26 protein-coding genes are annotated in these 24,470 nt (G+C 47.3%); 8 read left to right on the top strand and 18 right to left on the bottom strand.

Annotated elements, in window-relative coordinates; all coding sequences use genetic code 11:
- Positions 1–69 precede the first annotated feature (69 nt).
- A complete protein-coding gene (locus tag RQP50_RS04730; RefSeq protein WP_021253269.1) occupies positions 70–1,281 on the top strand; it encodes an MFS transporter in 1,212 nt (403 codons plus the stop codon).
- Between the two features lie 143 nt (positions 1,282–1,424).
- Here the strand turns inward: RQP50_RS04730 and RQP50_RS04725 are convergent, their stop codons facing one another.
- Positions 1,425–2,414, bottom strand: a complete 990-nt coding sequence (locus RQP50_RS04725; protein ID WP_315743622.1) for a LacI family DNA-binding transcriptional regulator — start codon at positions 2,412–2,414, stop codon at positions 1,425–1,427.
- A gap of 243 nt (positions 2,415–2,657) precedes the next feature.
- Between RQP50_RS04725 and RQP50_RS04720 the strand changes: the two genes are divergently transcribed.
- A complete protein-coding gene (locus tag RQP50_RS04720; RefSeq protein ID WP_315743620.1) occupies positions 2,658–3,431 on the top strand; it encodes a Cof-type HAD-IIB family hydrolase in 774 nt (257 codons plus the stop codon).
- 74 nt (positions 3,432–3,505) lie between these two features.
- Here RQP50_RS04720 and RQP50_RS04715 read toward each other — a convergent pair whose 3' ends face one another.
- From RQP50_RS04715 to RQP50_RS04705, 3 genes are all read right to left on the bottom strand, one after another.
- Positions 3,506–4,846 (bottom strand): sodium-dependent transporter, encoded by a 1,341-nt coding sequence (locus RQP50_RS04715; protein ID WP_315743619.1) that lies wholly within the window; start codon positions 4,844–4,846, stop codon positions 3,506–3,508.
- Positions 4,847–4,922: 76 nt separating this feature from the next.
- The gene (locus RQP50_RS04710; RefSeq protein ID WP_315743617.1) at positions 4,923–6,269 is read right to left on the bottom strand and encodes a sodium-dependent transporter; all 1,347 of its coding nucleotides are present in this window, start codon (positions 6,267–6,269) and stop codon (positions 4,923–4,925) included.
- Between the two features lie 113 nt (positions 6,270–6,382).
- Positions 6,383–7,018, bottom strand: coding sequence for an O-methyltransferase (locus tag RQP50_RS04705; protein WP_072729788.1), 636 nt, complete (start codon positions 7,016–7,018; stop codon positions 6,383–6,385).
- A gap of 82 nt (positions 7,019–7,100) precedes the next feature.
- Here RQP50_RS04705 and RQP50_RS04700 point away from each other — a divergent pair, with 82 nt between their 5' ends.
- The 4 genes from RQP50_RS04700 to RQP50_RS04685 all read left to right on the top strand — a co-directional run bounded on the left by RQP50_RS04700 (position 7,101) and on the right by RQP50_RS04685 (position 12,157).
- A complete protein-coding gene (locus RQP50_RS04700) occupies positions 7,101–8,261 on the top strand; it encodes a THUMP domain-containing class I SAM-dependent RNA methyltransferase (protein ID WP_021253275.1) in 1,161 nt (386 codons plus the stop codon).
- Between the two features lie 246 nt (positions 8,262–8,507).
- A complete protein-coding gene (locus tag RQP50_RS04695; RefSeq protein ID WP_083545166.1) occupies positions 8,508–10,490 on the top strand; it encodes an LTA synthase family protein in 1,983 nt (660 codons plus the stop codon).
- 102 nt (positions 10,491–10,592) lie between these two features.
- Complete coding sequence (locus RQP50_RS04690) at positions 10,593–11,282, top strand: helix-turn-helix domain-containing protein (RefSeq protein ID WP_072729789.1); 690 nt, start codon at positions 10,593–10,595, stop codon at positions 11,280–11,282.
- The gene (locus RQP50_RS04685; RefSeq protein ID WP_139295358.1) at positions 11,216–12,157 is read left to right on the top strand and encodes an IS3 family transposase; all 942 of its coding nucleotides are present in this window, start codon (positions 11,216–11,218) and stop codon (positions 12,155–12,157) included. Before RQP50_RS04690 ends, RQP50_RS04685 begins: the two co-directional genes overlap by 67 nt.
- A gap of 167 nt (positions 12,158–12,324) precedes the next feature.
- On the opposite strand, the gene RQP50_RS04680 is transcribed toward RQP50_RS04685, so the two are convergent.
- The 6 genes from RQP50_RS04680 to racE all read right to left on the bottom strand — a co-directional run bounded on the left by RQP50_RS04680 (position 12,325) and on the right by racE (position 17,293).
- Positions 12,325–13,854, bottom strand: a complete 1,530-nt coding sequence (locus RQP50_RS04680; RefSeq protein ID WP_021253277.1) for a glycine betaine uptake BCCT transporter — start codon at positions 13,852–13,854, stop codon at positions 12,325–12,327.
- Between the two features lie 116 nt (positions 13,855–13,970).
- On the bottom strand, positions 13,971–14,252 hold the full coding sequence (locus RQP50_RS04675; protein WP_005545996.1) for a hypothetical protein: 282 nt from the start codon (positions 14,250–14,252) through the stop codon (positions 13,971–13,973).
- Positions 14,253–14,358: 106 nt separating this feature from the next.
- Complete coding sequence (locus RQP50_RS04670; protein WP_072729790.1) at positions 14,359–14,580, bottom strand: DUF1450 domain-containing protein; 222 nt, start codon at positions 14,578–14,580, stop codon at positions 14,359–14,361.
- Positions 14,581–14,705: 125 nt separating this feature from the next.
- On the bottom strand, positions 14,706–14,984 hold the full coding sequence (locus RQP50_RS04665) for a YkvA family protein (RefSeq protein ID WP_081820002.1): 279 nt from the start codon (positions 14,982–14,984) through the stop codon (positions 14,706–14,708).
- Positions 14,985–15,083: 99 nt separating this feature from the next.
- Entirely contained in the window at positions 15,084–16,286 is a 1,203-nt protein-coding gene (locus tag RQP50_RS04660) for a M14 family zinc carboxypeptidase (RefSeq protein WP_315743605.1), read from the bottom strand.
- Positions 16,287–16,480: 194 nt separating this feature from the next.
- A complete protein-coding gene (gene racE / locus RQP50_RS04655) occupies positions 16,481–17,293 on the bottom strand; it encodes a glutamate racemase (RefSeq protein ID WP_021253282.1) in 813 nt (270 codons plus the stop codon).
- A 197-nt stretch (positions 17,294–17,490) separates the two neighbouring features.
- Between racE and RQP50_RS04650 the strand changes: the two genes are divergently transcribed.
- A complete protein-coding gene (locus RQP50_RS04650) occupies positions 17,491–18,663 on the top strand; it encodes a phosphodiester glycosidase family protein (protein WP_021253283.1) in 1,173 nt (390 codons plus the stop codon).
- A gap of 109 nt (positions 18,664–18,772) precedes the next feature.
- On the opposite strand, the gene RQP50_RS04645 is transcribed toward RQP50_RS04650, so the two are convergent.
- The 7 genes from RQP50_RS04645 to RQP50_RS04615 form a co-directional block, all read right to left on the bottom strand.
- Complete coding sequence (locus RQP50_RS04645) at positions 18,773–19,168, bottom strand: YtxH domain-containing protein (RefSeq protein WP_315743602.1); 396 nt, start codon at positions 19,166–19,168, stop codon at positions 18,773–18,775.
- A 32-nt stretch (positions 19,169–19,200) separates the two neighbouring features.
- Positions 19,201–19,641 (bottom strand): DUF948 domain-containing protein, encoded by a 441-nt coding sequence (locus tag RQP50_RS04640; protein ID WP_028533839.1) that lies wholly within the window; start codon positions 19,639–19,641, stop codon positions 19,201–19,203.
- Between the two features lie 218 nt (positions 19,642–19,859).
- Complete coding sequence (locus tag RQP50_RS04635) at positions 19,860–20,507, bottom strand: helix-turn-helix transcriptional regulator (RefSeq protein WP_028533838.1); 648 nt, start codon at positions 20,505–20,507, stop codon at positions 19,860–19,862.
- Between the two features lie 92 nt (positions 20,508–20,599).
- Positions 20,600–21,028, bottom strand: coding sequence for a DUF86 domain-containing protein (locus RQP50_RS04630; protein WP_021253287.1), 429 nt, complete (start codon positions 21,026–21,028; stop codon positions 20,600–20,602).
- A 179-nt stretch (positions 21,029–21,207) separates the two neighbouring features.
- The gene (locus RQP50_RS04625; RefSeq protein ID WP_142544200.1) at positions 21,208–21,585 is read right to left on the bottom strand and encodes a cupredoxin domain-containing protein; all 378 of its coding nucleotides are present in this window, start codon (positions 21,583–21,585) and stop codon (positions 21,208–21,210) included.
- 191 nt (positions 21,586–21,776) lie between these two features.
- Positions 21,777–22,673, bottom strand: a complete 897-nt coding sequence (locus RQP50_RS04620) for an AraC family transcriptional regulator (protein ID WP_315743595.1) — start codon at positions 22,671–22,673, stop codon at positions 21,777–21,779.
- Positions 22,674–22,743: 70 nt separating this feature from the next.
- Positions 22,744–22,908 (bottom strand): hypothetical protein, encoded by a 165-nt coding sequence (locus RQP50_RS04615; RefSeq protein ID WP_155987360.1) that lies wholly within the window; start codon positions 22,906–22,908, stop codon positions 22,744–22,746.
- A 190-nt stretch (positions 22,909–23,098) separates the two neighbouring features.
- Here RQP50_RS04615 and RQP50_RS04610 point away from each other — a divergent pair, with 190 nt between their 5' ends.
- On the top strand, positions 23,099–23,353 hold the full coding sequence (locus tag RQP50_RS04610) for a hypothetical protein (protein ID WP_021253290.1): 255 nt from the start codon (positions 23,099–23,101) through the stop codon (positions 23,351–23,353).
- 251 nt (positions 23,354–23,604) lie between these two features.
- Here the strand turns inward: RQP50_RS04610 and RQP50_RS04605 are convergent, their stop codons facing one another.
- Positions 23,605–24,390, bottom strand: coding sequence for a CPBP family intramembrane glutamic endopeptidase (locus RQP50_RS04605; protein ID WP_315743586.1), 786 nt, complete (start codon positions 24,388–24,390; stop codon positions 23,605–23,607).
- Positions 24,391–24,470 lie beyond the last annotated feature (80 nt).

Raw genomic sequence — 24,470 nt, 5'->3', positions numbered from 1 at the left:
ATGGTATACTGATACCAGTTGCTGGCACATCGGACGGACCGTGACCTAAGAAAGTGGTGAACAGGATATATGCAGCAATGGAAACTAAATCTCATCATTTTATGGTTCGGTTCATTTCTTGCCATGGCGGGAATGACCATGGTAACACCGTTTCTCGCTTTATATTTGCAGCATGATATCGGGCTAACAGATACCCATCAAATCGCACTCTGGTCGGGTTTTATATTTGCTGCGAACTTCTTCACTTCATTCATCTTCCAGCCAATTTGGGGGAAATTTGCCGACAAGTACGGTCGTAAAGTAATGCTGCTCCGCTCTGGATTCGGAATGGCGGCAGTAACCGCGTTAATGGGGCTTGCGCAGACGCCTTGGCACCTCCTGCTGCTTCGCATGCTGAACGGAACCATTTCCGGGTTCAACCCTGCCGCCGTTGCCCTCGTATCGTCAACGACACCGAAGGAACGAATGGGCTTCGCGATGGGTGTGCTTCAATCCGGCGTCGTTGCCGGATCTATCTTGGGTCCACTGATTGGCGGCGTTCTAGCCGATTGGGTCGGATATCGCCCTATCTTCTACATTACAGGCACCTTGCTCTTCCTCGCGACCTTGCTGACGATGTTCATGGTGAAGGAATCATTCGACCGCGAGAAGGCAACCGACGCAGCCGAAAAGTCTGTACTCGAGGGCTTCAAGGAATTGGCTCGCATCCCGCAATTGAAGTCGTTATTGGCTGTAACCTTCCTACTTCAATTTGCAATGCTAAGCCCCATGTCGCTGCTTCCGCTCTATGTACAAGAGCTGCATGGGTCACAGAAAGATCTTGCGCTGCTCGCGGGCATTGTCAGTGCGGTTACCGGTCTATCCAATATGATATGCTCGCCGATACTCGGGAAGCTTAGTGATAGGATCGGGTCGCATCGCATCTTGACCGTCTGTCTTATTGGTGCAGCCTGCTCCTTAATCCCTCAGGCATTCGTCAATCAAGTATGGCAGCTTGCTGCCGTACGATTCGTGCTTGGCATATTTATGGGAGGTCTTCTCCCTTCCGTCAACTCGCTTATTCGCAAATATACGCCTGACGGAATGGAAAGCCGAGCTTACAGCTTCAACAGCAGCACACTGGCACTAGGCAATATGGTTGGGCCAATCGTCGGAGGACTGGTCTCCGGCGTGATCGGAATAGAGGGAATCTTTATTATGTCGGGAGCGTTATTGCTTATCAATACTGTGTGGACTCGCTTCTCGTTGTACGGCAGTACACGTGCACAAGTCCGTCCGTAGTGTTAGCGAAGCACGTGTTCCATTTGAGTAGTCGTCCATAAGCAGTTCAAGAATAGGTCACAGCAGCATGCCAGTTACCTCAATAGGCTTCAGACATAACGAGAATATCGCCAACAAGACCCAGGGATGCCCTGGGTCTTGTTCTATATTAGACTCGCCACCGAGCTTCGCTCTACGAACTCAAAACGCATAATATGCTGCTCTGGCATCGCTTCTGGCTGCATTATGCGGGTATAGCAAGCCTGGAACATGGCAGCACCAGCCTCTTCGTTGCGATAATCAATCGAAGTTACGCCGATTACTGCCGCCATAGGGAAGTTCTCACAGCTTATCAGGGACAGATGTTCCGGTACATAGATGTCCCGCTTCCTTCCCTCCAATATAATCCCAGCCGCAACTTCATCGCCAGAAGCAATAATAGCGGTCGGACGATTATCCATGGCAATCCACCTCTGCAGCACCTCAGCCCCATGCTGTATATTACTGCTTCGATAGAACATCCAATCCTCATCAGGTGTTACACCAACATCCCGCAGGGCATCCATATAGGCCTGCAAGCGGATTGAACTATTGTAACTATACTCCCTACAGACTGATATCCCGATATGTCGATGACCTTTATCGATTAGATAGCGCATGGCATAGCTGTAGCTTCCATAGTAATCGAAGCTGATCGAGGTGATCGGGCGATTGCCAGCATGCTCTAACGACACAATCGGCCCATAGTGTGCGTACTCCTCAATCGTATCCCATGATAAATCCTTCGATACAATAATCAGTCCATCAATTTGTCTACGCTTCAACATATGAAGCGCGCGCAGCTCTTCTTCCTCGTTATAATCCGTTTGAAAAAATACGAGGTTATATTTATGTTTCAGCGCTTCATCTGCCAATCCCGTCATGAAACTGGAGAAGAAAGGCATATCCATGCACGGAAGCAGGATGCCAATCATCTGTGTTCTCCCTTTGACTAGATGAACCGCATTGAAATTTTGACTGTAATCAAGCTGCTCGACCACCTGCATGACGGCCTCACGCTTCTCCTGACTCACATAGGGATGATTGTTCAATACACGGGATACCGTGGTGACGGATACCCCCGATAGCTCCGCAATCTGCTTAATATTCGCCATATACGTAATCCCCCTCATTCATCCATCGCACTCTTTATTATAACGCATGGTAACCGTTGTCTGAAAAAAAGTAAAAAAAGCTTGCTATGAAATGCATTTCATCTGTTACGTTATAGCTGTAGCCGTTATCTGCTGGCGTAACCGATGCATGTGATGAAGCACGTACAGCATTGCTTCGTCTCATGGAAGAGGGCGTTACGGCAGAACGGCTCGCAGCCGAGCAGCATGAAGAAGGAGAGATAAATGATGACAAGAAGCATCGTATTTTTTGACATAGACGGAACATTATTGAATGAACAGAAGCGGATCGATCCTTCTACGAAGCAGGCTATCACGCAGCTCCAGCAGTCCGGCATATATACAGCGATTGCAACCGGCCGCTGTCCTGCATCCTTCAAGTGGGTATGCGAGGAGCTCAATATCCAATCCTTCGTGTCCATGAACGGACAGTATGTCGTCTTTGAAGGACAAGTTATCCATGATAATCCGATTCCAGCTGCTGAAGTTGACCGTTTAACCACAATGGCCGATGAGCGCAACCATCCTCTCGTCTACTTGCAGGCGGATGCCATGCAGAAGTCCATGAAGCAGACTACATTTGCCGAGGCGCTAAAGCAGTTCCAAATCGATCGACTGCCGGTTCGACAGGCCAGTGATTCAAATAAGCCCGTTTATCAAATCTTACTATTCTGCAATGAGCAGGATGGAATGGAATACGCCGCACACTTCCCTGATTATCAGCAGTATCGCTGGGGCACCTACGCAGTAGACTTCCTACATGCCAATACAACAAAAGCTGTTGGGCTGCAAAAGATGATCGAGCATGCCGGATTCTCTCGAGAACATTGCTATGCTTTTGGCGATGGTACGAACGATATTGAAATGCTCAAATTCGTTGGCACTGGTGTGGCGATGGGGAACGCATCCGATGATATTCAGATACATGCTAATTATGTGACATCCTCAAATAATGAAGACGGAATTCGGAATGGTCTGCAAGCGATTGGTCTCATTTAGCACATAAATGAACACCCCTCCGGCATGCAGGCCGGAGGGGTGTATGTTCTGTTTTCTTAGATTACTATGATTTCTTATACAATGTGCAGCAGGTTCAAGAATACGAGCAGAATGACAATCGGAATGACATAACGCAACAGCATCACATATAGGGCAAGCCCCTTCTGCCACCATGCTGCTTCTGTACGGAACTCCTCCTTCAACCGATCCTTAGGGAATCGATAGCCGACGAATAATGCGATTAGCAGTACGCCGAGCGGCATCAAAATATTCGTTACTGCGTAGTCAGCAGCTTCGAAGATCGTCAAGCCGAATAGCTGAACTTCGGACAGTACGCCGAAGGACAACGCAGAAGGTACACCGGCCAAAAAGATCAAGATACCAAACAGCACACTTAATCGTTTCCGATTGATTTTATTCCCGCGCGAGAAGCCCGACACCAAGATTTCCAACATCGAAAATGCGGAAGTCAATGCCGCGAATAAGAAAAGCGCCAAGAACAACGTAATAAAAATTCCGCCGTAAGGCATTTGCTCGAACAGTGCTGGAAGCGTGCCAAACAGCAGACCTGGACCTTCCTGCGGCTTCATCCCCAATGCGAACAACGCTGGAAAAATCGCGATTCCCGCCATAATCGAAGTCAACACGTTCAAGCTAACGACCGACGTCGCAGATTTCACCAACGACTCCTTCTTGTTCAGGTAAGAGCTGTATGTGACCATAACAGATACACCGACACTGAGGCAGAAGAAGGACTGTCCGAGCGCATTCAGAATAGCTTGTCCGGTCAGCTTGCTGAAGTCTGGCATAAGGAAGTACTCAAGCCCTTCCGTCATCCCCGGAAGTGTCAGCGATCGAAGAATGAGGACAAGAAACAGGATGAACAGCCCTGGCATCAAGATGCGGCTTGCTCGCTCAATACCTGATTTAATCCCTTGACCGACGACGACAATCGTAATCAGCATGAAGGATAGCTGCGCCATGACTGCAGTCCATGGATTGGAGACTGTCTGCGCAAACAGCTCATCATAATTTCTGCCTTCTACGAGCAGTCCCCCTACAATACCACGGGCCAAATACAGTAGAATCCAGCCTCCCACCACACTGTAGAAGGAGAGCAGCAGGAAACAAGTTCCCATCCCTAAATATCCTGTCCAATGCCAACGCGTGCCCGGCGCAATTTCTTTATATGCACCGATTGCTTCCTTGCCTGTTCCACGACCGATCACAAATTCTGCAAGGAGCAGCGGCAAGCCAATGCCTAATGTAAAAATAAGAAACAGAAGTAAAAATGCCCCGCCACCGCTAGTGGCGACGACATTCGGGAACTTCCATATCGCTCCGAGGCCAATGGCCGATCCCGCCGAGGCCAATATAAATCCAATCTTCGAAGTCCACTGCTCATTACCCTTCATGAATTCCTCCTGCAACCGTTCTTTCTCGTTGTCATCATCTCATCTTGCTTGTTGCCTAATCTGTGATTGTTGTACCTTAGAACGGAAGCCAATTCATTCCGTGCAAAAACACAATACCTACGATAATTGGCAGAACGTAGCGCAGCAGCACTACATATAACAGTAGACCCTTATGCCACATTGATGGCATTGTGCTCCATTCTTCCTTCAATCGCTCCCGAGGGTATCGGAAGCCGACAAATAAGGAAATAAGCAGTACCCCCAGTGGAAGCATCACATTCGTTACCGCAAAGTCTGCCCACTCGAATACATTCTTGTTCAACCATGTCAGCTCGCTGCCTATTCCGAACGACAGTGCGGATGGCACGCCGAGCACGAAAATAATCGTGCCAAACAACCAGCACATTCGCTTTCTACGTACTGCATCATGATGCGAGAAGGCAGCGACAACGATCTCAAGCAGCGAGAACGCTGATGTTAGTGTTGCGAACAGGAACAAAGCGAGGAAGACCGCTATAAATACACTGCCGTACGGAAGCTGCTCAAATACATTTGGCAAAGTCACGAACAGCAACCCAGGCCCGTCCACTGGCTTCATCCCCAACGCGAACAATGCAGGGAAGATGGCGATTCCCGCCATGAATGAGGTCATCACATTTAAGCCAACGACAGACAGTGCAGGCTTGCCAAGCGATTCCCCCTTCTTCAAATAGGAGCTGTAGGTCACCATACAAGAACCGCCTACGCTCAAGCAGAAGAACGACTGCCCCAGTGCATTCAGCAGTGCTTCCGAGGACAGCTTGCTGAAGTCAGGCTTCAAAAAGTATACAATACCTTCATACATTCCAGGCAGCGTCAAGGAACGCACAATCAGCACCAGGAACAACACGAACAATCCTGGCATTAATATACGGCTTGCACGCTCGATGCCCGCCGTAACCCCTTTGGACACGACGATTATCGTCAACAGCATAAAGGCGCCCTGTGACAATACCGCAAACCACGGATCTGCTGAGGTTTGCGAGAACAGCTGCCCGTAATCTCGTCCGTTCTCCAGCAATGTACCACTTACCGAACGAAGGAAATACAGGACAATCCACCCGCCTACTACACTATAAAAGGAGAGCAGCAGCGAGCATGTTGCCATTCCGAGATATCCGACCCAGTGCCAACGGCTGTTCGGCGCCAGATCCCGATAAGCGGACACGGCTTCCTTGCCTGTTCCACGACCGATAAGAAATTCGGCAAGGAGCAGCGGAAGACCGATACCGAATGTAAACAAGATAAATACAAGAAAGAAGGCTCCGCCGCCGCTCGTTGCGACTACATTCGGAAACTTCCATATAGCTCCGAGACCAATAGCGGCTCCGGCAGAAGCCAGTATGAATCCAAGCTTGGACGTCCATTGTTCTCCCGATTTCATATCATGATCCATCCTTCATAGTCTAATTGCTGTCACATATTATAACATAAGAAGGAACGGCTTCACGCATGATTTTAGGGCTTCGGCTGCGGAATTCATGCACCAAATTACGGTTATCGAACAATCGCGAGCGCCAAGCCGTCATAGGCAGGCAGCAGCGTGCTGATCAGGCGTTCATCCTGAGCAATTCTCTCATTGAAGAGACGCATAGCCTGTACAGCTGGCCCTTGCTTGGATTCATCGAGGGTGCGTCCACGCAGCATCAAGTTATCTCCTGCAATAATGGCGCCCGGTCTAGCCAACCGTATCGCATACTCCAAGTAGTTCGGGTAGTTTCCTTTGTCCGCATCAATAAAGAAGAAGTCAAATCTTGCCTGCTCCTTCTCTAGTTCAGCCAAGGCGTTCATCGCTTCACCGACTCTATATTCCACTTGACTTCCGTATCCCGCTTCTGTCAAGTTGTTCTTGGCAATATCCGCATAATCCTGACGCAATTCAAGCGATACCAGCTTGCCGTCTGACGGCATTCCGCGAAGCAGACAGCAGCCGCTATAACCGCCTAGGGCTCCAATTTCCAGTACATCCTTGCCCCCTGACATACTTACAAGCATGGTCAGCAATCTTCCGTACCCTTCGTGCACGGATATATCAGGCAAGCCATGTTGCCGAATATTTTCCTTAATCCTCTCTAATTCATGATCCTTCTTATAGAGCTGTTCCAAATATGTTTCAACCGCTTCATTAGACATTTTCACAACCTCCTGCTTTTTATGATATGATGAATGCCATATGAGTACAAGTCAGACGAGAAAACGGAGTTGAATGAGAACAATGAATCGACCTTGGTCGTTAATCGCAACTACGCCGATGGGGCTGGAATCCGTCGTCGCACGCGAATTGCAGCAACTAGGATATGAAACCCAAACCGAGAACGGACGCGTCAATTTCACTGGCGGCCCGCTGGATGTGTGCCGCGCCAATTTATGGCTGCGCTCCGCGGATCGCATACTTATTAAGATGGGACAATTCCCTGCCCGTACCTTCGATGAGCTATTTGAAGGAACCAAGGCCATTGACTGGCATGATTGGATTCCGGCTCACGGCGAATTCCCGGTTGATGGACGCTCACACAAATCCCAGCTGTCCAGTGTGCCTGCCTGCCAAGGCATCGTGAAGAAGGCAGTTGTTGATAAATTAAAGCAGCAGTACCATATTGAGTGGTTTGAGGAAACAGGGCCGTTATACCGGATTGAGGTATCCCTGCTTAACGATATCGCTACCATTACATTAGACACAACAGGGCCTGGACTCCATAAGCGTGGGTATCGCAAGCAGCTGACTGGGAAAGCCCCGCTCAAAGAAACAATGGCCGCTGCACTTGTTCAGCTTAGCCGCTGGAATCCAGAGCGGCCGCTGTATGACCCATTCTGCGGCTCCGGCACACTGCTCATCGAGGCAGCTATGATTGGATGGAATGTAGCCCCCGGACTTCGCCGCACCTTCTCCAGTGAAGCATGGTCCGTCATCGGCGAATCATACTGGGAAGAAGCACGAGATGAAGCATTCGATGCTGTTCGGGACGATATTGAACTGCAGATCATGGGCTCTGACATTGATCCGGAAGCGATTCGCCTAGCTGAGGCAGCAGCGAAGAGCGCCGGCTTCGGTCGTGAGATCCAGTTCCGTGTTGCACCGGTTGCACAGGCTAAGCCTACCGGAGATTACGGCGTCATATTGACGAACCCGCCGTACGGGGAACGCTTAAGTGAGCAGGAAGAAGTCGACCGCATGATCCGCCAGCTCGGCTTCGTCTATAAGACGCTTCCGACATGGTCGATGTTCGTCATCAGTCCAAACCGCCAGTTCGAACATCGAATCGGCGATCCAGCAACGAAACGCCGCAAGCTGTTCAACGGCAATATCGAATGCCAGTTTTATCAATACATGGGCCCGCTCCCACCACGCAAGCCGCGTCCGGAGCAACAGTCTTAATTTTAATCGGAGGCCGCCTCTATCCAATCGAGTTGTACATCACTCGATTAGGATGAGGCGGCTTTTTTTATCGAATCCATCGGATAGAAACGTTGACGAAAATACCTCCATTTTTAAATAATTGGTAAATATATAAACGAAGTCCACTACTGTAACAGGTACCTTCTTTTTCAATTATTACATTATCGTAAAATCTGGTATGATGAAGATTGTTTGAATAAGTAGAAGTACAGAAAGGATGAAAGTATGAATTCGTCTATGTATGGCTCGTACCACAACTCAAGCCGTCGTCTTTCTTTCTCGTCCATATTCGGACGATTCGATATGGTATGGTTCATTGTCTTCATGATGTGGAAGCTATTTTGGTTCGATCGAACGCTATCGATTCCCTATATGACAATGACCACGCCCGACTTTTTCGTCGCACTTGGCGCTGTTATCCTTATCGCCGGTTGGACGTTCTGGCTGTCCAAGCGCTGGCGTACAATAGTACTGCTTGTGCTCAATGTACTACTTACAATTCTTATCTTTTCCGACTTGGTATACTTTCGTTATTTTCAAGACTTCATCACAGTACCGGTGCTGCTGCAAGCTGGACAAGTTAGTTCGCTTGGCGACAGTATCGCATCCTTGATCCATATCGGGGACATCTGGCTATTCATCGATTGGATCATCGTTATTCCATTAACGATCATGTATTTCAGAGTACTGTCCAAGGAACGCCGGGAACATCGGAGTGGATACTCGCTTAGCAGTGAACGGCGCCGTCGACCGGCATGGGTGAGTCGCTTAATCACCTATATTCTTAGCCTTGTCATAGGCGCATTAATGATGGCTGTGCCGATACATCAAGCAACGACAACATGGGCATCCGGCGTCTTCTCGAGCAATTGGTGGAATGCTTCCATCTATAACATAACAGGGCTGTTCGGATTTCATGGGTATGATGTGTACCGCTATGCGGAATTGAAATGGTTCGGCGGAAATAAGCTTAGCGAAGAAGAACTGGATAAGGCGCAGCATTGGTTCGACGATCACCGTGCGAAGCTGCAAGGCCCGCCTGCCTCTTTCGGCAAATATAAGGGCAGCAATGTCATTATTGTGCAGGCAGAAGCTTTTGAGAATTTTGTCATCGGCAAGTCCTTCAACGGACAAGAGATTACACCGAATTTGAACAAGCTGTTGAAAGAGAGCATGTACTTCAGTCGTTTCTCCCATCAAACCGGACAAGGTCGGACGTCAGATGCAGACTTTGGTGTGAACGCAAGCCTTCACCCATTGCCAACCGGTTCTGTCTTTATCCGTTATCCAGATCAAACGTATGATTCGCTGCCATCTATTCTGAAATCGTCAGGATATTCCACTGGTGCGTATCATGCCTATGATGCGGGGTTCTGGAATCGATATATTATGTACAGCAATATGGGATACGACACCTTTATGAGCCGTACCGATTATAAGATAGACGAGCCGCTTGGGTGGTCACTTGGTGATAAGTCATTCCTGCACCAATCCGTAGCGCACATGGCAGACGGCAAATCTCCATTCTATAGCTTCCTTATTACGCTGACCAGCCATCATCCGTACAAGCTGCCAGCAGATAAACAGGAGCTGAATGTCGATCCATATCAGGACACGATCTTTGGCGACTATTTGCAGGCTATCCATTACGTAGATGCAGCGCTGGGCGAAATGATTGAAGATTTGAAGCAACGCGGTCTATGGGATAAGACAATTTGGATGATGTACGGGGATCATGATAATTCGATTGAAGATCGCGAACCGCTTGCTCGCATGCTTGGTCATGAGATCAGTGATTTCGATATGCTTGAAATGAAAAACCAAGTGCCACTTATCGTGCACTTGCCTGATGGAGCAAATGCAGGTACCTATGATACCGTGAGCGGTCAGCTAGATGTTGAGCCGACGCTCTTGCATTGGCTCGGAATCGATGCAAGCGATAAGCACCTCATGGGGCAAAATCTGCTGAACTCAGCAAATCGCTTAGTCGTCTTCCGTAATGGCTCATTCACAAACGGCAATATATATTATGTACCGTCTGCTGACGGACTGCTCGAACACGGTACCTGCTATGATTATGGGACACGCCAGCCAACTGATGTAGCTGCGTGCCAGCCATTCGCGGCAGAAGCGCAGAACCGACTTCACATCTCAGATCAGGTCATTATGAACAACGCAATTAAACAATTGCGTGAACGTAAGAAATAAAATAAACAACGAAAAGAGCCGCTGCATCATGATATGCTCCCATCATAGTAGACAGTAGAAAAAATAAAAGTTTCTACTGCTACAGTGATGGGAGTTTTTCTGATGTCCAAAATAAGTTCAATTTCTTTTGAAACAAAAGTACATGTCGTTCAGCGATGCTTAGAGCACAAATCAAATCCAAACTATGAAGCGAATCAGCTAGGTATTAGCTATCACACAGTTAAAGAATGGATAAGGAAATATAGAGAAGATGGTTTGCATGGGTTAAAGCGATCGAATACATGGAGATCGTACTCAAAGGAATTGAAGCTAGCTGCAGTTAACGATGTATTGTCTGGTCATTGTTCTGTAGAAGAGGCGACAAAGAAGCATCGTATTTCGAGTAGAAGTGTTTTGGGGAAATGGATTACCAAGTATACTAATGAGATAGAATTGAAACCTACACATAAAGGAAAAGGACTATCTCATATGAACAAAGGACGTAAAACAACTTTCGAAGAACGCATTGAAATTGTTCAATATACAATCGCTAATGGGTTGGCTTATCAAAAAGCGATCGAAAAGTACGGTGTATCTTATCAGCAGGTGTACACCTGGGTTCGGAAATATCAAGCAGGCCGTGAGGATGCTCTTAAGGACAATCGCGGTCGCAAAAAGCCTGTAGAAGAACTAGATGAGCATGAACGTCTTAAGCTGCGGATTAAAGAGCTGGAAGCGCGAAATGAATACCTACAGATGGAGAATGCCTTCGCAAAAAAGTTAGCGGAGATCAAGCGACGAAATCAACGCTAACCCTCGTTCGACAAGGAAACTTGTATCAAGTGATTCAAGAACTGAACAAAGAAAAAGGTTACGCAATTACGAAGTTGTGTACGTTAGCTGGAGTTGCTCGATCTGCCTATTACAAGTGGTTAACATGGAAACCATCTGCCATGGAACTTGAAGTTCGTGCGTTAGCCAAAGAAGTGAAGCTTCGATATGACAAGCGAAAAGGGATACTTGGCTATCGTCAAATGCGCACGCAATTAAACCGAAAGCTCAAAAAGAAATACAACAAAAAGCGTTATTACCGAATCATGTGTGCTCTTGGGCTCAAAGCGGTCATTCGCAGAAAGCGACCAAGTTATGTGAAGACCTCGGAGATCCATGTAGCTGAAAATGTAATGAACCGTAACTTTGATGCCAATTCCCCTAATTCAAAATGGTGTACAGATGTGACAGAACTGAAGTATGGGAATGGGCGCAAGGCCTATTTGAGTGCCATTATTGATGTATATGATAATTCCATTGTCTCATGGGTATTAGGCCATTCTAACAATAATAAACTCGTGATGGACACGCTAAAAAGGGCTTACGCGAAGAACCCTGGCGTATCCCCACTTCTACAGAGCGACAGAGGCTTCCAGTACACGTCTCATGAGTATAACCGACTCCATGTAAAATACGGATTTAGGAAAAGCATGTCTCGTGTGAGCCGATGTTTGGACAACCAACCTATTGAACGATTTTGGGGTACTTACAAGTCAGAAAGCTATTATCTTGCAAAGTTTGATACCTATGAAGATGTCCTCAGCGATGTTAGCAAATATATTCACTACTACAACAATCACCGCTACACAGAGCGTTTGGATGGCTTGTCACCTAACGAATACCGACGAGCTGCATAATGAAAAATCCTCAGCTCTGTTAAACCGAGCTGAGGAAAATAAACGAACGATTTTTGTTTTTTTACACTGTCTACTTGACAGGGAGCATTTCATCATCGCAAGCGGCTCTTCTTGTATCTTCTTGCTGACCGTGAACCAAGGTGCACAGACATCATGTAGTGCAGTGTTTACAGTAAATCCTCCTGCTCCAACAGCTTATCAACCTTGCGCCGTCTGCGCTTCTCCTTCAAGCGGTAGTCCCGCTCCTCTTTGCGAAGCGCCTTCGTTATGGACAGACACATCCCGAGCAGAATGACGGCAAATGGCAGGGCTGTAAGAATGGATGCGGTCTGCAATGCCTCCAAGCCGCCTCCGAGCAGCAGAACAACTGCGATAAGGGACTGGAATAAACCCCATGCAATTTTAATCAGCGCACTTGGATTCGGATTCCCGTTCGTCGACATCATCCCGAGCACGAAGGTTGCGGAATCTGCTGATGTAACGAAGAAGGTAATAATCAGCAGCGTCGCCAGAATGGCAATATAACTTCCAAACGGCAGAGCATCCAGTGTTACAAACAATGCTGACGTAATATCCGCCTTGACCGACTCTACGATTGGAAGTCCATCGAACATTTCCAGCTTCAGACCCGTAGCACCGAATACGGAGAACCAAATAAAGCTGAATCCACTCGGCAACAGCATTGTTCCTAGTACGAATTCCTTAATCGTTCTCCCCCTAGAGACACGCGCAATAAACGAACCGACAAATGGCGCCCACGCTATCCACCACGACCAATAGAACAAGGTCCAGCTTGCTACCCAGGAATCTTCTGTGAACGGCGTCAGCCGCAGACTCATCTGAATAATATTTTGCAAGTAACCGCCAAGCGTCGTAGTAAAGGAATCAAAAATAAAGGATGTTGGACCCAGCAGCAAAGTGAACAAGAGCAAGCCTAACGCAATAAGTAAATTCGTATTGCTGAGAATACGAATTCCCTTGTCCAGTCCCGACACTGCAGAAGCAAGGAACAACACCGTTACAATCGCGATAATGATGACCTGCACCGTTGCATTGCTCGGAATACCGAATGTGTGGGCAAGTCCACCATTAATTTGCATCGCACCGAGACCTAGCGATGTTGCTACCCCAAAGGCCGTTGCAATAATCGCCAATATGTCGATTGTTTTACCAATTGGCCCCTTTACCCGATCGCCAAGCAATGGCTCAAAAGTCCAACTGATCAAGCCATTATGGCCTTTTCGGAACGTAAAGTAGGCGATTCCCAGCGAGACAAGTGTATAAATGCCCCAAGGATGCAATCCCCAATGGAAGAAGGAATAGCGCAGCGCTTCATTCGCAGCACCTGGCGTCATCCCTTTTAGCGTTGGCGGATTTATGTAATGGCTGATGGGTTCGGCCACCCCCCAGAATACGAGCCCGATCCCCATACCAGCACTGAACAGCATGGCGAACCAAGAAATATTAGAGTATTCCGGATCGTCATCATCGTTGCCTAGTGTAATGTGTCCGAACTTGCCAAATGCAAGATAAAGACAGAAGACTAAAATGATTAGCGCTGTAATCAGGTAGAACCATCCAAACCGCTCTGTCGTAAATGACAAGGCTGCGCTAGATTGCGTGGATAGGCTCTCTGGGGACAGGAACCCCCAAATAACAAACGCTAATATAACTACTACTGATATACCAAATACCATAACCTCACTCCCAGATGCTAAGACTTGATGTCGGCGATGGAAGGGCAAAAAAATCCCAGACATAGTCCGGGACAAGAACAAACATCATGACGATAAAGACAATAAATTGCGTACACCTATCCCTCAAAGGAATCCAGTTGGTCTGCACCAATGGAATTCAACCGGGATTGCTCCGCTGCAAGCATTTCTTCAGCTAATTGGACCGGATGTGGATTATCGCTGTCTGCTGCCTGTTGTACGGCACGCTCAGCGTGTTGAAGAGATTGCTCCGCCTGATAGACGGATTGGTCCGAAGGATGTGACATTGCTTGAGATACAGCGTTGTGCGCTGTCTTGACTGCGTTCTGCGCTTGCGAAATCGGGTTTTGCGATTGCAAGCTTGAGTCATATTTGGACATGCTGCGAGCCTCCTTCGCCAGAGTATGGACTGTTTGTTCCCAACAGAGAGTTGTCTCTAACGTTAGGATATCGCTTCGCAGCTTTTTCTATGCGGTTAAAAACTTACTATTTCACAAAAGGCTTCGCCTTCTCGATAGCTTCATCCTCCGTTGGTGCAGTAACATATCGCCCATTGATATAGATGAACACTCGCTTGGCACAATGCCCACAGTATGACTTACAGCCTATCTTGATATCCGATGCCGGATCCAGATTTTTAACTTTCGGCAAAAAAGTTTTCATTTTGATATGCCGACATTTATCACAAATACGAATATCGTTCGCCATTGTTCTTCACTCCGCTTTACCCCATTGTCTTGTTGTACTTTCGCAATGAAATTGTTGCGTTCGCCAACCTCTATGTCATTGTACGGGAACCTGGGGCGAGAAGCAACCTTTTGCGTCACATTCCGTCATTTTAGGTTCGGATCTTCATACTTTAGGGCACGTTTGGAAAACCAAGGCAGCAGAATCAAGGTGAGAATAATGTCATCAATCGGCATAAATGGAATCAAATCTACCGGAATCAACCAGTAGATAACAATTGCACCTACAAATACTGCCTTCTCCCAAAAAGGAACACGCTTCGATGTCAGTAATCTTGGCACCGAACTGAGAAGCAGCCACAGCCTCTGCCAAGATCGCTTAGGACGTGGTCGCCGTTGTGGACTGCGTGGAGTTGGATTCGCCAATGGTTACACACCTCCTGCTGTTAGTGTGCGTAGCGAATCAGAGATCATACAGCAGCAAGCAGCAATGCCCTTGCGTGTCCTTCATTATCGTTGCCTTCGCTATGGAAGCAGCGCTTCCTTCATGATAGCGGCGACTTCCCGATACATTCCATCGAAGTCATCGAGCGGTAGTGGACTAATACCGTTGCCAACTTCAATCGTGAAACCAGGCTTCCTGTAGCGCTGTATGAACCAATCCTTATAGCCTGCATCGCTGCCTGACAACTTCACTGCCCGATATCCACTCGCCCTCTGGAATCGTTCTGCCCACGCTAAGGATTCATCTGGTTCGAAATCACGATAGTTCCAATATATTTCCTGTCCTTGCGTATGGAAGGACAGAGCTAGTTCAAATGGAATCCGCTCGGATAATCCCGCCAGCGCAGCTGCTTCCGGCTCAGACAGCGGCCTCGTCCCACCATAGTTGAGAGGTGCTGGCGAATACACACCCCTTCGGGCTTGTTCTTCCTCCCAAAAGGCAGGGAACTGATCATTGAGATCAATCCCGCGAATATTGGCTTTCCAACGATGGAATCTGCGAGAGCCTTGATTCCATTCCATAATCGAATTGTAGAACGGGTGATTCGGGGAGATTCCTTCTTGCACAAGCTCTACCCCATCAGGATTCGTCATCGGTACGATCCACAATGTCGTTCGCTCATACGCAGCAAGGGGATCCCACCCGTTCCATGCCCCGCCACTGTCGTAGGCTCTTGCATAATCTTCGGCAAATTGCATCAATAGCGCCGATGTAATCCATTCATTCGCATGTACAGAACCATTCGCATGTACGGGCACAGTACCGTTGCCGATTACAATTGCGGGAATCGGCTTCCCCAGCACACTCATTCCGATCTGCTCAACGCGGACGAAGGGATAACTGTTCTGCAAATGATGAATGTCTCGTACTAACTGACCATAACCGTATTCGGTGGTCTTCCTCTCCCATTCCCTACTCCACTCGAAAGGAATTAGCATCAATTGCCCTTGTATGATTCTCCTCGGATCAATGGTTGGATTCGCTTCGGCGAGTCGCTGTGTCGATACTTGGAATCGCTGAGCGATATGATAGAACGTGTCTTTTGCCTGCACAACATACTTATTAAACGGAAGCTCCGGAATATCAATTACTTGTCCGGGAATTGCGTATCCCTCTAAGCGCAGCTGAGGGTTGGCGTTCATCAACGCATGCAGTTGGATGCCGTAACGTGCACAAATACGAAGATAGGTATCCCCTTTTTGCACTAGATAAGGAACAGCCACGATTGTCGCTCCTCTCCCAATTCGTTATTGGTTGAGCATATGCGGCGGGATAGAGGTTCATAACTTCAAGGATGATCATCCCTAGGTCGTAACACAGAGAAGACGTTCCTATCTGGCAGACTATCTGCTCAAAGGAACGCCCTCAAATATCATGATCATATATAAGTTCATGTTTCTCATTGAATGATTTTGGATTACATGATTTTAGGAATTTGCCAAATGACTGGAGTAGCCTGAATCTGCTCGCCAAGCCACTGGCGGGCGATATTCTGGAATATTTCCGGATCGCCGCTGCAGAAAAACTGATGAACCGGTACTGCTTCCGTATTCGCCAACTGGCTTTTGTCCTGCAAAATCGTACTGATCTCGCGAGCTGTCTCTTCCGCTGAGTTTATTAATTGTACCTTAGGCCCAATCGCATCTTGGATAGAATCGGACAGGAATGGATAATGGGTGCAACCTAAAATGAGAGTATCAATAGGTACATTCTGCAACTGTTCGAGTGACTCGCGTACAACATCAGAGGTCGATTCACTGTTTCTGAACATCCCCCTCTCAACAAGAGGAGCTAGACGAGGACAAGCTTGACTGACTACTTCAACATGAGGAGACAGCCGCTTCAATGCTTGTTCATATGCGCCACTGCGGATTGTGCCTTCTGTTCCGATAACACCGACATAGCCGCTATTGGTAGCGGACAGCGCCGCACGGGCACCTGGATGAATGACTCCGATTACAGGAATGGACACGTATGCTCGAATATATTCCAATGCTACGGCTGTCGCTGTATTGCATGCAATTACGATCATTTTAGGCTGAAATTGAATAAGATAATCTACGATTTGACGGGTGAACAGCCTTACTTCCTCGGCAGTACGAGGACCATAAGGCGAACGGGCTGTATCACCGAAATAGATGACTTTCTCCCGCGGCAGTTGACGCATCACTTCTTTGACAACTGTCAACCCACCGACACCCGAATCGAGCATGGCTATAGCTTGCTGCACGAATACACCGCTTCCTTCGTCTCTTGATTGACTGACCTTACTTACCATATGTATTCTTTAAATAAAACGTACCTCGATCTTATCAGTAAGAAGGACAAGGTTCAAGTCATCTAGTACTGGCAAAACACGGTGCGAAACTTTTTGCTTCCAAAAAACGTCATTAATAGGTGGAGACAAATCAGAAAGGGTTGAAAAAGATGCAAACGGAGCGTTCTATCTCCAAACACAATAAGAATCGAGCGTTGCCTCCGCGCCACGCAATTCGGGCAAAACAGCGGACTAGCAATCCCAAGCAAGGGAAGCCGAGGAAGAAACGATCTGTATGGCGCATTCTGCGCATGGTTGCGGCTATCTTCATCCTAATTTGCTCCCTTGGCGCCGGATGGTTATTCCTGACCCCTTCCGGTACAGATATGCGGTTCTTGATTGCCGATACACTAATCACGACGCAGCATCGACATTGGGCCAAGTATATTATTGGTCAGGCCGAATTAGACAAGCGTGTCCAAGAGTATTGGAAGAACTTCGAGCGAATGGGAGATGAGAAAGCCACGATTGATATCAAGAAGCCTTCCATTGCTGAACAAACCAAAAAACCACTCATCGAATATAAGGAAGTAAGTGGTACAGGCGCTACCGGTGCTTCGTTCAGTGGGTATCTGATGATAGTGAACGATCCATCCAAAATTCGAATTGGCGTTCCCGGCAAGGCCGGAAGAGGCGAGAAGGTCTCTAGCATGGTAAAACGTACTGGTGCCCTTGCAGGAGTCAATGGCGGTGGATTCGCTGATCCGAACTGGGAAGGCAATGGCTTCAAACCAATCGGAGTCGTCATCAACGACGGCAAGTTATATTACAACGGAGTAGGCAAGAAAAATACACAAATTGTAGGGATAGATAAGGATGGGAAAATGGTCGCCGGTAACTTCTCGGTGAGCGAGCTGCTCGACATGGGGGTAAAAGAAGCAGTTACCTTCCAGCCTCGCATGATCGTGAACGGCAAGGGGCAAATCCGCAATCATGCGGACGGTTGGGGAATTGCACCTCGGACGGTAATGGGGCAGCGTGAGGATGGAGCAATTTTATTCCTTGTTATTGATGGCCGCCAGCCTCATAGTATCGGGGCCGACTTATACGACTGCCAAAAAATTATGCTCGAGAATGGCGCAATCATCGCTGCTAACTTGGACGGAGGCTCGTCTACTGTACTTGTCGAGAAGGACGGCGTCATCAAAAATTCACCATCAAGCCAATATGGCGAACGTTACTTGCCTACTGCATTTTTAATTTTTGAACATCCTGAAGAAGCGAACATCCCCAACATTTGGGAAGGGTTGAATCCGGGTGATATCGATCCATCCAAGTGGTAATCAACGTAATTAGACGTATTTGAAAACACAATGATCCCTACCATCTCATTGCTTTCGCATAAAGTGGTAGGGATTTTTAACAATAAACGCTGCTAATGTCTCCTTGCGGCTATTGTACTTCTTCCTTATTCTCCCCATCCTGCACGTTCACTTCCGCCTCTGCTTCCTCATTCCATTCCTCAGTCGGTTCTGCTGTCGGTTCTGCTGTTTGTTCAGCAGATAAGCTTGAAATGGCCGCGATTTGCGCCTCTTCTGAATTCCGCTGTTTCCATGAGCTGAAGCCTTGCTTGAAGGATGCAACCTTGCCCTTGGCGGATGAAATCAACTCGTCTGTCTGCTCTCCAACCTGCCTTGCCCACTCCTGTGTCCGTTCACTGACCTGCTGTGCACCCTCTGCAATATCTTTGCGCAGCTCGCGACCGCTCTTCGGTGCGAACAGCAATGCCGATACCGATCCAATCACACTTCCGATTAATGCCCCTATCCAAAACTTCTTATTGCTCATCTTTCCTTCCTCCTCATCACTCAGTTCCCGGTCTATTTCTCCGAGCTAGGAGATGTAGACGAGCTAGGAGAGCGCCCAGATAGCTTCCCTTGAATGGAGGCCCATATAGAGCATCCTAGCTCAAATAGCTGGAGGATATCCGTCAATCGCTGCTTCCCTGCAGATTCCGTACCTTGCTGGCTAGCATGAGATATAATTCGCTCCAATGCATCATTTCCTCGTTGAATGATATCCCGGGCACGCTGCAATTCATGTGTCCACTCCTTGACCGTTCCTACTGTCTGTTCTGTTTCCTTCAGCACATCCTCAGCACGACGCGTCAACACTTGGAGCTGGTGAGCTAATTGCTTCCCTTCATCCAAACTAGCGTCTGCCTTCCCCAATGTGCGCATCCCACGGATAATCAGAACGATAGCAGCTATACATACAGCACTCCAAGCAATAGCAGCCAACAAGATGCTCCATTCCGTCATCGTCTCCCCTCCTTAGCTGTGAAATCAACCGGGCACATGCCCATGTCGTATTGACAGTATAAGGAAGTTGGGCTCGTATTGACACAACCATGCCTGTACTTTTTGGGTATGCCTGTCCTGTGCAGCACAAAAAGACAGACCCCTGAGGGATCTGCCTACATCTACCTAACATATGCAGGAATACGGCTGTGCAACGGTGTGCGCTGAACTCATTCCATTTATTCCTGCTTGTCTGTTCGAGGACGAATCTTGTACGTACAGCGCTGACCCCGCTCAGCAAGGCATTCTGTCCGTTCTACATCACTATCCAGTAAATCCCGGAACAATGCTAGTTCACAAGCACACGGTTCTTTATATTGCTGAGCGACTTGTGCGATCGGACAATTGTACTCATGCAGGAGCCAGCTTCCATCGTCTGCTTGCTCCGTCTCTACCATATATCCATTTGAGTCTTGGATGTGACCAAGCGCTTCTAATCGTGCTTCAAAATTCTTGCCTTGGACAAGGGGTGTGTATTTTTCCAGCATCGACTGTTTTCTGCCTTCGAACAGACGTTGGACACTATTCTCATCCTGCCAAGATTCCATTTCTTGAAGCAGATCTAATATAAGCTGATGATATTGCTTCGGAAATCGTTCGTCACCCGTATCAGACAAGCGATACATTTGCAAGGGACGACCCATCTGCTGACGAACCATTTCGGTGTCCAGCAAATGATCCTGCTGCATGGCATATAAGTGCCGTCTTACCCCCATCTCTGTCATCTCCAGCTGCTTGGCAAGCTGAGCAACAGACATAGCTCCATTTGTCTTGAGTAAGCCCATAATCTCTTCACGTGTGGATAATTTGCGTACTGGTTGCTTCATGTAACCACCTTAACTTTGGTTGTCATCGTATCGTCATTGTATCGCATCACTCCCATACAGACAACAACCTTGCCTCAGATCCCATACATGAATTATTTCAGTGCCAGTTCTTTCGTTATGAAGTGGCGAACAGATTGAGCGAATTCTGGCAGCCATACAGGGAGGCTGGACAGCTGAGGATGTATCGCCCCTCTCTCCCAAGCGATATAATCTTGAACCAGCGCCCTGCGCAAGACAACAAGCTGAAGCAATGACGCATGAAGCTCAGGTGATACCGCTTGTTCCTGAGCAATAATCTCGACGATATCCTCATAGCTGCTCGCATCACGCATCAAGAATCCGTCAATAAGCAAGCTGCCGACATCGGTTATAATCTCGATCGCGATGTGCAGCGCACGTTCCTGCGCGAACGAGCTATGTAGACTTCCGTCCCATTTCGCTATAATCTGCTCTACTGTCTGTATGAGATTCGGTATAAAATCAAGACGCTGCTCGATCTGCTCCATGTTCACGTAATACATTCGTTAGCCCTCCCCTGAGATGGTATAGCGTATAACGCGGAATGTCGACTTCTACTTCATCCCTCAAAGCCGAAGTCTTCCGTCCCATTACTACATTCGGCGTAGGTGATCAATCTCCTGTTCCTGCCTGCGGCATGAAAAAAAGGAGCTTGCCAGCCCCTTCTCTCAACTGAAACGTATTATTCTACAATAAGAACCGATTTCATATCATCATGGCCTGTTCCGCACATAACCGAACAATGGATTTCATATTTGCCTGGTTTCTCAAATACAACATCCTTTTCCATTTGGCCATCCTTCAGATCAATACCTAAATCTTTAATTTCAGCACCATGCAAGCCGGATTTGTTCACAAGCTTCATGCGAACCTTCTCCCCAGCCTTCACTTTATACTCCGGTTGGTCGAACTTAAAATCACTCGTTGCCACAAGCTTAACTAGAGTGACTCCCTCAGGAGCTGCCTCCTCGACCTCCGGCTTCGGCATATTGAACAGCATCAAGCCAGCGGCAAGCAGGCACGCAATGCTGAACAAAATGAACATAGCCCATTTCTGCATAACAGTTCTACGCCCCTTCGTCAGTTACATTCATCACTTCTCATATTACAAAATCTTTCCTATTTCTCTCAATACATTCTTGTAAATTTCGGAAGCAAATTTTGTAAATGTGACAATTCAATGAACATCAAATAAGTGTAAAATGACATCTCTTGTGTCTTGAGGAGAATATATCCATGTAAAAAATAATATTACGCTTCTAGCTGTTCATTCGTATCTCGCAGTTCACTAGGTGACATTTGGAAGTGATCCTTGAATAGTCGATTGAAGTTGGACAGGTTGCGGAAGCCACTTTCTGCGGCAATCTCGATGATTTTTTCATTCGAAGAGGTTAATAACTGAGCTGCATATGTCAATCGAAGCCTGATGAGATAATCCAGTGGTGATGTGCCTACCGTCTGTTGGAACAACGCACTGAATCGGGATGGGCTTAAATGTGCCAAATCAGAGAGCTTCTTCAACGTCCATGGAAAGGCTAGTTGACCTTCCATAACGCGTATGACCTCTTTCACCGTCTGCACACCTCTAGATGGCGCAGGAGTATAGCTAGAGAGGGGTCTGCTAGCATATCTGCTTAGCAGCGTCAGCAGCCGCATGTATTGTGCTTGAACGATAGATACATAGCCAAACTCCCTCTGAGCCAGCTCTTGCTTCACATCCATCAACACTTCGGATAGCAATCCGCATTGCGGCATAGACCGATACAGGACATGTGGCACAGTTTGTCCGATACGATGTATTACGGAACTCATATCTTCGGCCCACCAACCATTCATCTGGTGAGGCGTCTCAAGATGAAACGCTTCCAGCAGCAGCTGATCTGTCCCGCATACCCGATGCAATTGCTGAGGTGGGATAAGCACAATGTCGCCCTGCTGGATCGTATACTGTGTTCCGTTAATGATATATAGGCCGTTGCCCCCAGCGACACGATTGATTTCCCAATGCGAGTGCCAATGCGCGAGGGTCACCCTTGGATGATTGCCATGCACTATTTGCTCGATTCTCGGCATCATCACGTTCTGCTGCTCTCCTCCCATTTCAACTGAAGCGTGGCCCGATGATTCTAAGTCAGAGTACCTTATCATATAATTATCAACCTCCTGGCATTCTGCTATGAATATAGAGGTGAACATTGGTTAAGATTATGAGAAAGGCTTATTTGCGTTTGTGTGAAGCGGAAATACTCTCAGCAAGTTTGGACACCCGCTCCTCCTGCTTCATCGTCATTCGCGCAAGTATGGAGTTAATTTCATTTTGCAGTTCGTTTCTCTTTTCAATTAGTTCACTAAGATGCTTGAATTCTGTGTCGTCTTCATGCATGGTGGGCTCCTCCAATTTTGTCTCAAAGTCATTCGCTCACTATATGTATCACCATCTGCAAGACAAATGAAAATACTTAATTTTTGGAATATGGAATTTTCCACCCTTCGTGAAGAAATAAATTGACAAACGAGCCCAAACAACATAATATGTTACTTGCAAAAAATTTAAGGATGCAGGTGAAGCCAACGTGACCTATGAACCGATTGTAAAGGAAAAAACGTTAATCGAACGCAACGATGCCGATAACCTTTATCAAGTAAAAGTAAAATTGCAAGATGGTACGCTATGCCGCGTCTTTTATAATCACGGTGCCAAACATGTTAGCAGACTGCTTACTATTCCATGCCCGATTTGCCGCAAGGACTTCATTTGCAAATGCATGAGTCGCTTCGCAGACCAACTTGACGAGCAGATCAACTTGCCTGAACTGCTGGCTAAGTAAATCGCACAACGATTCATCCGTTCGGATTCGTTCACTGAATATAAGCAGAAATACAAACTCTCTTACTGCCTCGTGCGGGAAGGGAGTTTTTGTTATGCCTTGCAGCATAAACTTCCTGCCCTTTTTCTCCTCTCAACAAAGCAACCTAATTATACCATTTATTCATTGTAAATTTGAATAACCCTCCATTTTCTAAAAATTTTTTTATCTTCCCTTTCCTAGCTGTGAACGCATGTTAGTACCGCTCGCGGCTATAAGAGCAGACCACTGAAAATCATAAGAACATTCATCCACGTATGCCAGACTACGACAGGAATGAGGCTGTTGGATTTGATCGTAATTCCTCCGAAATACAGCCCCCCCAGCGCAAAGGCGATGCAAGCGCCCCAAGCAAATCCAAGGGAATAGTGCTGTAAACCAAACCCTGCGCTAGTCACAATTACTGCCCACCTATCACCTAATTGTTCAGAGAACTGGCTAAGAAGCACCCCTCGCCAGATGATCTCCTCCAACACATTTATGAATGAAAAAGCGAGCGCGAATAACCAAATCTCTTGCACGTGTCCCCATCCGTTTCGAATCACAAACGGCATAAAAGCTACAGAAGTCGCTGCAATTGCGACGGGCAAGAAAACCTTAACTTTGGATTGACGGAAGCCCGACCAAATAAATGGTATATCTATCCGCTCGTTCCAAAGCGGTTTTTTCGCATACAGCATAAAAGGTAATTTTTGAATACGCGCTAAGACAAGCAAGGGAATGAGGATACAAATCAGTGACAATCTGTTGAGAAGGATATGCCATTCTTTGGGCTCCAAATCGTGAATCCAACTTGAGTTTATGAATAAATAGAGAGCAAATCCGGCCCCCAAACCTATCGTTGTCAGGAGAAATGATCGCATTGGCTTGTAAATGAAAAGCAAACCAGTACAGAATACCCATAAACTCATCAATATGTAGTTTTGCGTTTGCAGGGAGATCATAAGTGATCCAACCAAGAACAGACAAGCTACATTTCGAAATAAAGTGAAATTCATTCTTTATCCTCCTTATGGAATAGACAATCGTGGAATTACGCTGGAGGGTGCTCATGTGTCCATATTATCGAGGCACCCCA

Origin of the sequence: Paenibacillus suaedae (genome assembly GCF_032337355.1) — a bacterium.
GTDB lineage: Bacteria > Bacillota > Bacilli > Paenibacillales > Paenibacillaceae > Paenibacillus_B > Paenibacillus_B suaedae.
This window is presented reverse-complemented; position numbering and strand designations above follow the sequence as displayed.

Coding starts and splice junctions, on each gene's coding strand:
- RQP50_RS04720 (WP_315743620.1), top strand. CDS start 2,658: ATGATGACAAGAAGCATCGTATTTTTTGACATAGACGGAACATTATTG.
- RQP50_RS04640 (WP_028533839.1), bottom strand. CDS start 19,641: ATGACGGAATGGAGCATCTTGTTGGCTGCTATTGCTTGGAGTGCTGTA.
- RQP50_RS04705 (WP_072729788.1), bottom strand. CDS start 7,018: ATGTCTAATGAAGCGGTTGAAACATATTTGGAACAGCTCTATAAGAAG.
- RQP50_RS04715 (WP_315743619.1), bottom strand. CDS start 4,846: ATGAAGGGTAATGAGCAGTGGACTTCGAAGATTGGATTTATATTGGCC.
- RQP50_RS04625 (WP_142544200.1), bottom strand. CDS start 21,585: ATGCAGAAATGGGCTATGTTCATTTTGTTCAGCATTGCGTGCCTGCTT.
- RQP50_RS04645 (WP_315743602.1), bottom strand. CDS start 19,168: ATGAGCAATAAGAAGTTTTGGATAGGGGCATTAATCGGAAGTGTGATT.
- RQP50_RS04615 (WP_155987360.1), bottom strand. CDS start 22,908: ATGCATGAAGACGACACAGAATTCAAGCATCTTAGTGAACTAATTGAA.
- RQP50_RS04725 (WP_315743622.1), bottom strand. CDS start 2,414: ATGGCGAATATTAAGCAGATTGCGGAGCTATCGGGGGTATCCGTCACC.
- RQP50_RS04670 (WP_072729790.1), bottom strand. CDS start 14,580: ATGGCGAACGATATTCGTATTTGTGATAAATGTCGGCATATCAAAATG.
- RQP50_RS04635 (WP_028533838.1), bottom strand. CDS start 20,507: ATGAAGCAACCAGTACGCAAATTATCCACACGTGAAGAGATTATGGGC.
- RQP50_RS04650 (WP_021253283.1), top strand. CDS start 17,491: ATGCAAACGGAGCGTTCTATCTCCAAACACAATAAGAATCGAGCGTTG.
- RQP50_RS04730 (WP_021253269.1), top strand. CDS start 70: ATGCAGCAATGGAAACTAAATCTCATCATTTTATGGTTCGGTTCATTT.
- RQP50_RS04605 (WP_315743586.1), bottom strand. CDS start 24,390: ATGAATTTCACTTTATTTCGAAATGTAGCTTGTCTGTTCTTGGTTGGA.
- RQP50_RS04710 (WP_315743617.1), bottom strand. CDS start 6,269: ATGAAATCGGGAGAACAATGGACGTCCAAGCTTGGATTCATACTGGCT.
- RQP50_RS04675 (WP_005545996.1), bottom strand. CDS start 14,252: ATGTCCAAATATGACTCAAGCTTGCAATCGCAAAACCCGATTTCGCAA.
- RQP50_RS04620 (WP_315743595.1), bottom strand. CDS start 22,673: ATGATAAGGTACTCTGACTTAGAATCATCGGGCCACGCTTCAGTTGAA.
- RQP50_RS04700 (WP_021253275.1), top strand. CDS start 7,101: ATGAATCGACCTTGGTCGTTAATCGCAACTACGCCGATGGGGCTGGAA.
- RQP50_RS04680 (WP_021253277.1), bottom strand. CDS start 13,854: ATGGTATTTGGTATATCAGTAGTAGTTATATTAGCGTTTGTTATTTGG.
- RQP50_RS04630 (WP_021253287.1), bottom strand. CDS start 21,028: ATGTATTACGTGAACATGGAGCAGATCGAGCAGCGTCTTGATTTTATA.
- RQP50_RS04690 (WP_072729789.1), top strand. CDS start 10,593: ATGTCCAAAATAAGTTCAATTTCTTTTGAAACAAAAGTACATGTCGTT.
- RQP50_RS04695 (WP_083545166.1), top strand. CDS start 8,508: ATGAATTCGTCTATGTATGGCTCGTACCACAACTCAAGCCGTCGTCTT.